Genomic DNA, 7831 nt, shown 5'->3' with positions numbered 1-7831 from the left:
ACTGAATGCGATATTTATATATTTTATTAATAAAGCTTCTGTTCGACGTCCCATTCGTGATTCCGGCTGCCTTCACTGCAAGAGCAGCCGAATAGGCTCCATGCTGGATTGAGTAGCTGAATACACTTCCTTTTACCACATCAGGGCGGAACTTAATGTTAATGCCCATATTCATCAGGTATCTTTCTGTTTCATCATAGTATTCCTGTTTTGCAAATTCATCCTGATATGCAGCAAAGATTTTAGGTGCTCTGGCGTATATAGTCTTCCATGCCCGGAAAAATTTCTGGTTACCTTTCAGCTTTGCCTTATTTTTATCGGTAACAGCATACGCCGCATATGGTTGAAATTCTTTAAACGTAATTGGATCTTTGGAATAACAGTATTTTACCAATGGAAGCAGGGAATAGCGATAATCAAACTGATACTTTCCACAGGCATTTCCATTGTCTCCCCCAGTCTGTCCATAAGCCTCCGGCCCGGATTCATATTTCGTAAAGAATAACATTTCCTGGGACACTGACCCGCCGCCGCTTGGATCATTTACATTCTGATTACATTTTCCGCTGGAATCAACCTGATAGGTAACTCCATTCACGGTTATTGTTGTACTTTTATACATTATTCCATTATCACCAAAATAATACAAAGCACCTTCAATATTCTGCAAGCCCTTTACCATAATGCCGTTACTAGTAAAATAATATGTATTTCCGCTGATATTCTGCCATCCTGTAGCTGATTTACCATCGCTCTGGAAGTAATACTGTGCATTGTTAACCGTCTGCCAGCCCTTTTGCATCACACCGGTTGCAGAGAATAAATAATATTTTCCGCCCATTTTACGCAGACCTGTAAATGCATAACCGTCTTTATTGGTCTTACGGAAATAATACCGGTTCCCTTTTATGGTCCGGAAACCAAATTTCATCGCTCCGCTGCTGTCAAAGTAATATCGCTTTCCACTGATCTTACGCAGACCGGTAAGCATGATACCATTTTTGTTGCAATAGTATTTTTTCCCTTTAACTGTAAAAAACCCAGTCTTCATTTTACCGGAACTGGTGTAATAGTACCATTTCTTTCCGATCTGATACCAACCCTTGCGGAAATTAGGAATCCATTTTCCATCTGCCCCCACAAAATACTTTTTCCCGTTGCTTACGACCCACTTATTTTTTACCATGATGCCTTTTGAGTTGACATAGTAATCGCCGATCCAGCGGTTTCTTAATTTTTCACCATTACTAATATAATAGTAATTCCCTTTTGCAGTCTGTCTCCAATCCGCTTTCGCATTCAATGGCTGAGTTACGATAAATGCGACGAACATCACTGCGACAGCTGTTAATATCTTTTTTTTCACTTGTAAAATCTCCCTGTGCAATCTTCATCATACGATGTTAATAAGTTCTGCGGAAATAATGGTCACCGATCTTTAACGGTCCCCATACTCCAGTTGTAAAATACAGATATCCAGGTACATTATTCACTCCCGAAAGAGCATCTTTTGCAGCCTTGATACATTCGGATGGCACAGCCTGACCGCTTTCTAACATCCAGCTCAGCATTCCATTCATTGCAGGCGTAAACTGCCCGCTTTGATATACGACCTCCTGTATCGTATCCGGGAAACTGCTGTCATGGACCCGATTTAAAATCACATTCGCCACAGCCAGTTTTCCTTCATAGGACTGATTCCCTGCTTCCAGATAAGTGATTGCAGACAACAGCCGTACATCTTTTGTATTCCGAATTTTTCCAGGAACTTTTTTGCCGTTTTTACCGACATAATACATACCCACCCACTGGTTCCTGACCATAACTCCATTCTTGCCATAGTAGTAGTCTCCTACCCATTGGTTCGAAATACGCCCTTTCTCGTAATCGCAATAATACCATTTCTTCTTTACCTTAATTCGTCCGGTTTTCAGCCATCCCTTGGAATCAAAGTAAAAATATTTACCATCAATTCTTTTCCATTTGTTCTTCACGTACTTTTTTCTGACCGTATTCTCGGAAGAAACTGTAAATTTCCAGCGGTCTCCTTTGTAGCGTTTCCATGCTGCCTCGCTGTCCATTGACAGTGAAGCCAGTAAAACAAACAATAGAACCAATGATAATATTCTTTTAAATTCTTTCATACTCGTTCCTTTCGTGAAACTCCCCGTGGAACCCCTCGTATATTTATTACGATTATATTAAGAATATGAAGATATTATAAAGCATCTGCTAGTATTTGTCAATTTTTTGTTTCATTTCTATTTCGACAGAAACAGCCGCATGTTACTGTACACTCCGTGACCAGTAACTGCACAGTACTGTCTGAACAGAAACAGCGGCATCCGAAATTAATCGAATGCCGCTGCATATGCTGACAGCCTATATAATGATACAAATCAGGCTTCCATTAGACTCATTTACAATCTTCTTCATGGTATCCTGCAGTTTCGTCTGGCTCTCTTCTCCAATCTTGGCAAGCTTGGTATGAATTCCATCGTCTACCAGCTGCTCAATTGATTTACCGAAAATATTCGTATTCCAGATTCCGTCCTTGGCGCTGTTTTCATTGATAAAGGACATGAGATCCTGCGCCTGCTGCTCACTGCCCACAATGGGGGCAATTTCAGTTTCTATGTCAGCCCGGATCAAATGTACCGATGGGCTGGCTGCTTTGATTTTTACGCCGAATTTACTGCCCTGTTTAATAACTACCGGAGCGTCCAGAACAATTTCTTCCTGTTTCGGCGTAATAATACCATAGCCGGTATTTCTGACTGCCTCCAGGGCATTTTCTACTTTCTCATATTCGCCCTTTTTCCGGGAAAGTTCTTTAATGATAGCAAGAAGCTGGTATTCGCCCTGGATCGGAACTCCCGCCATATCACTGAGCATCTCGTAGTAATATGTATCGTCCAGATCTATGCGGACTTTGGCAGTTCCCTGGGACAGCTCAATCGCATCAAGCTTCACGTTATTGATAAAGTCATAGTCCATCTGCAGTGCATCATTGGAAATATCCCGGATATGCTGCATTTTCTTCATGATTTCCCGAATGCTCTTAATCAGGCTTTCCTTGATTACATGATCGCTTGGCAGCATCTCCACCCATTTTGGCACATAAAATTCTATTTTTACCAATGGGAATTCGTATAATACCTGTTCCAGGATTCTGGTTACATCTTCTTTTTTCAGCTGCTCGCAGTTTACCGGCATAGCCGTAACCCCATAAGTATCAAAAATGTAAGAGGCTGCCTGCTTTGCTTCTTCTCCGTAAGGACGTTCCGAGTTCACCAGTACCAGGAAGGGTTTCCCGATATTTTTCAATTCGGTAATGGCACGTTTTTCCGGTTCCAGATAATTCTCTCTTGGTATTTCCCCAAATGTTCCATCACAGGTAACAACTAATCCGATGGTCGCGTGATCACGGATAACTTTTCTCGTTCCGATTTCCGCTGCCTGGGTAAATGGAATTTCTTTTTCCGACCAGGGTGTCTTCACCATACGGACTTTCTCATTGTCATCCATTCCGGCTGCACCTTTTACCATGTAGCCTACGCAGTCGATCAGCCGCATTCTTACATCCACGTCTTCTGATAAAGACAGTTTGGCAGCTTCTTTTGGTATAAATTTCGGTTCTACCGTTGTAATAGTACGTCCTTTACCGCTGGTTGGCATTTCATCTGTTGCAATCGCCTTGTCATTTTCTTTTAACGCAGGCAATACCATCAGTTCCATAAATCTACGGATGAAAGTAGATTTTCCTGTCCTTACAGGCCCGACTACGCCGATGAAGATCTCACCTCTGGTACGGGCTTGTATATCTTTGTATAAATTGAATTCTTCCATTAAAATACCCCCTCTATATACTGGTATAGTATATGCAGAGGGGGCCAATGATAGAATCACTGATCGTATCATTTTTCAAAATGAATTCTGGCAAAGTACCTGCTTTATTCTTCTCCCGGCATCTTCCAGCTGTGATGATCGGTATGCAGCAGTTCATGGGCACGATGTGACAGCGGACGCTGCAAATAATGCTGGTAGCACTGTACAATAGACGGATTCTCATGGGAGAACCGTACATCGCTGACCTGATCCAGTCCATAGAGATTTGCCGCACGCACTTCCGCCAGCTCTTCTCCATCCTGAATTGGCTGGCCGCCGCCGCCGGAGCATCCGCCCGGGCATGCCATGATTTCTACGAAGTCGTAGTCAGCCTTTCCTTTTCGGATTGCCTTTATCAACTCCCTGGCATTACCAAGCCCACTGGCAACCGCTACACGCAAGGGTGTACCAGCCAGATCAAAGGTTGCTTCTTTCCATCCTTGCATACCACGGACATCTTTAAATGCGTCGGGATCCGGATTTTCATTGGTAACGAAGTAATAAGCGGTACGAAGCGCTGCTTCCATAACGCCGCCCGTTGCACCAAATATTACACCTGCACCGGAACCAATGCCAAGTGGCATGTCAAATTCTTCCTCTTCCAGTTCTTTTGCCGCAATATGTTCCGCGCGGATCATCCGGTCTACTTCTCTGGTGGTAAGTACGACATCCACATCCGGACCGGCACCGGCATCATTGATGGTCGGTATGGCGCACTCATGCTTTTTCGCAAGACATGGCATAATGGAAATGGAATAAATTCTGGAAGGATCTACCCCAAGCAAGTCCGCATAATAACTCTTCGCCATTGCTCCGAACATCTGCTGGGGCGATTTAGCGGTGGACAGCTGGTCTACCATATCCGGATATTGTGCCTTTAAGAAGCGCACCCATCCCGGACAGCAGGAGGTAAACATGGGGAATTTTTCTTTCTCTTTGTTTTCCACTTTCTTCAAAAATTCACTTGCCTCTTCCATAATCGTAAGATCCGCGGAAAAGTCTGTATCAAAAATATAATCAAATCCCATCTTGCGAAGGGCTGAAACCAGGCGGTTTACAGTGGCAAATTCACGATCCAGTCCCAAAGGCTCGCCCCAGGCTGCACGAACGGAAGGTGCAATCTGCACTACCGTAATCTTATCCGGATCTGCCAGGGCATCAAATACCCGGTCTGTATCATCTCTCTCCCGAAGTGCTCCAACCGGGCAATGGGTAATACACTGTCCGCAGAGGGTACAGTCCGCCTCTTCCAGCGTACGGTTACCTGATACGTCTACTGTGGTACGGGAACCGGTATTTGCCAGATCCCATACATTCAGACTCTGAATCTTATCACACACCTGAATACAGCGCATACATTTAATACATTTCTCATAATTGCGAAGCAGCGGAAATTCCTTTGACCCTTTTATATGGGACAGTTTCGTCTGATAAGGTATGTGATAGATACCCAGGTCGTTGGAAATTTTCTGAAGATTACAGTTTCCGCTTCTGACACAGGAAGGACAGCTGCAGTCATGCTGGGATAATATAAGTTTTACATTGGTCATTCTGGTTTTACGGACTTTGGGACTGTTGGTATGGATTACCATGCCGTCTTCCACCACGTTGTTACATGCAGTCACTAACTTTGTGATTCCTTCCACTTCTACAACGCAGACTCTGCAGGCTCCGATTTCATTGATTTCTTTTAAATAGCACAGAGTCGGGATATGAATTCCTGCACTTCTAGCTGCTTCTAAAATGGTAGTGCCTTCAGCCGCTTCGATCTGCTGTTTATCAATTGTCAAATTTACCATTTTTCTATCCTCCCTCCTTTAAATACACCAAATCCAAAGTGATCGCACCGCAGGCATCTTCTGGATTCCTGACATGCTTCTTCATGAGTCATGCCGCATTCAATCAGTTCAAAATCATCTTTCCGCTCGGAAGCATCCCGTTCTTTCATGGTAACTCGTCCACAGGCATTTCTGTCGTCCAGCCTGATTTTCGGAATCTCTACATCTGATTTAATGGAGTGTTTAAATCCAAGGTATTCATCGATATTGGCAGCAGCCACTTTACCGGCTGCAATTGCACGGATTACCGTTGCCGGTCCTGTCACGCAGTCACCGCCTGCAAATACGCCCGGTATATCTTTAATTCCGCTCCAGCTGAGGGCTTCAATAACCCCGCGTTTAACGGGAATACCATATTCTTCAAAAGCTTTGGACTCAATACCCTGTCCGATTGCCACAATTACCATATCGCAGTCCAGGCGTACTTCTTCCTGGGAAGCAGTGGCCGGTGCCGGTCTTCCTCTTTGTACCAGTCCGATAATCTGAGGCTGAACCCAGAGTGCACAGGCATTTCCGTCCTCATCCTGTTCGATTCGAAGTGGTGCCTGAAGTTCCAGTACCTCGCACCCTTCTGCAATGGCACCCTGTACTTCTTCCGGCATCGCAGTCATATCTTCTATACGTCTGCGGTAAACGATTCTTACTTTTTTCGCACCAAGGCGTACGGCTGACCTTGCAACGTCCATTGCCACATTACCGCCGCCGACTACAATAATGTCTTTTCCGTCAAAATCGGGCATTTCATTATCACCGATACTTCTTAGCATTTCCACTGCAGATACCACTCCTGCTGCTTCTTCTCCTTCAATACCGATCTTTTTATCAATATGAGCGCCGATTGCTATATAGACCGCATCAAACTGGTTGCGGATATCGACGATATTGGGATTTTCCCCAACTGTTACTTCCGTTTTAACTTTGACTCCGATAGATAACAGTTCCTCTATTTCCTTATCCAGAGCAGTACGCGGCAGCCGGTAATTAGGAATTCCATAACGAAGCATACCGCCCAGTTGTTTTCTCTGTTCATATATTGTGACTTCATGTCCCATGAGAGCTAAATAATAAGCCGCACTGATTCCGCCCGGTCCGCCTCCAATGATTGCAACCTTTTTACCGGTTGCTTTCGCCGGCTTCGGAACCGGGACATCACCTGCATGATCAATTGCATAGCGTTTAAGTCCACGGATATTAACTGCATCATCTATCATATTCCTGCGGCATCTTGCCTCACAGGGATGTTCACAGATCAAAGCACATACAGAAGGCATAGGATTATCTTTACGGATCAATGCTACCGCATCGGCATACCGTTCTTCGGCCACAAGAGCTATGTATCCGGGTATATCTACTCCCGCCGGACACAGGGCAACACATGGTACCGGCTGATTCAACTCACAGGTACATCTTCCACGCAGTATGTGTTCTTCAAAATCATCTCTGAATCCATGAACTCCCTTTAGCACCATATTCGCTGCTTCATAGCCAATTGCACAATCTGCGGAATAATAAATGCTTCTTGCTGTTTCTTCAATCAAATCAATCGTTTCCATCTTTGCTTTGCCATCCAGAACATCTTCCAGCAAACATTGAAGCTGCCCTAAGCCTACTCTGCAGGGAACACACTTCCCGCAAGTCTGTGCATGACAGACCTTAAGGAAAGACACCGCCAGGTCTACCGGACACAATCCGGGAGGGCTGGCAACGATTCTGCGTTCCAGGTCTTTGTAGAGCTCTTCGACTGTGGTCTGGGCCTGATTTCTAGTAATAATACTAAGCCTGCTCATATTTCTTCCATCTCCGTTTCTTAAGTTTTCTTTTGTTATTTAAATAACACAAGGAGGGACTAACCCTTTCGGGCAGCCCCAAATTGTATTTATTTACCTGATTACGTTTCCTGATTATGCAATAACTGATGGACTTTTCCTTTCAGCAGTCCATCGTATAACGGTGCAATTAACGGATTTTCATCCGACTTCTTGATGATCGTTATATTATCTGCATTATATAAGCCTCTTTCTCTGGCATTTTTCGTACGGTCACCTGCTCTGGTAGGCTGACCGCCTCCCATGATACATCCTCTTCTGCATGCCATTACCTCGATG

At 44.3% G+C, this 7831-nt stretch carries 6 protein-coding genes; all 6 read right to left on the bottom strand.

Going from position 1 to position 7831, the window contains the following annotated elements; genetic code table 11:
- A partial coding sequence (locus ACH2DQ_RS14385) for an N-acetylmuramoyl-L-alanine amidase family protein (RefSeq protein ID WP_395027209.1) occupies positions 1–1366 on the bottom strand: 1366 nt, incomplete at its 3' end.
- Between the two features lie 37 nt (positions 1367–1403).
- Positions 1404–2144, bottom strand: a complete 741-nt coding sequence (locus ACH2DQ_RS14380; RefSeq protein ID WP_394915383.1) for a cell wall hydrolase — start codon at positions 2142–2144, stop codon at positions 1404–1406.
- A gap of 238 nt (positions 2145–2382) precedes the next feature.
- Positions 2383–3849 carry a stage IV sporulation protein A gene (gene spoIVA / locus ACH2DQ_RS14375; protein WP_394915382.1) on the bottom strand — a complete coding sequence of 489 codons (1467 nt, stop codon included), beginning with the start codon at positions 3847–3849 and terminating at the stop codon, positions 2383–2385.
- 104 nt (positions 3850–3953) lie between these two features.
- Positions 3954–5687 carry an NADH-dependent [FeFe] hydrogenase, group A6 gene (locus ACH2DQ_RS14370; protein ID WP_395027205.1) on the bottom strand — a complete coding sequence of 578 codons (1734 nt, stop codon included), beginning with the start codon at positions 5685–5687 and terminating at the stop codon, positions 3954–3956.
- Positions 5681–7513, bottom strand: a complete 1833-nt coding sequence (locus tag ACH2DQ_RS14365) for an NAD(P)-binding protein (RefSeq protein WP_394915380.1) — start codon at positions 7511–7513, stop codon at positions 5681–5683. The genes ACH2DQ_RS14370 and ACH2DQ_RS14365 overlap by 7 nt, the downstream gene beginning before the upstream one ends.
- Before the next feature lie 101 nt (positions 7514–7614).
- Positions 7615–7831: iron hydrogenase small subunit (locus ACH2DQ_RS14360; RefSeq protein ID WP_395027203.1), on the bottom strand; the 217-nt coding region annotated here is incomplete at its 5' end.

It is taken from the genome of Robinsoniella sp., assembly GCF_034124845.1.
The sequence above is the reverse complement of the archived record's forward strand: the minus strand, read 5'-3'. Positions and strand labels throughout refer to the sequence as shown.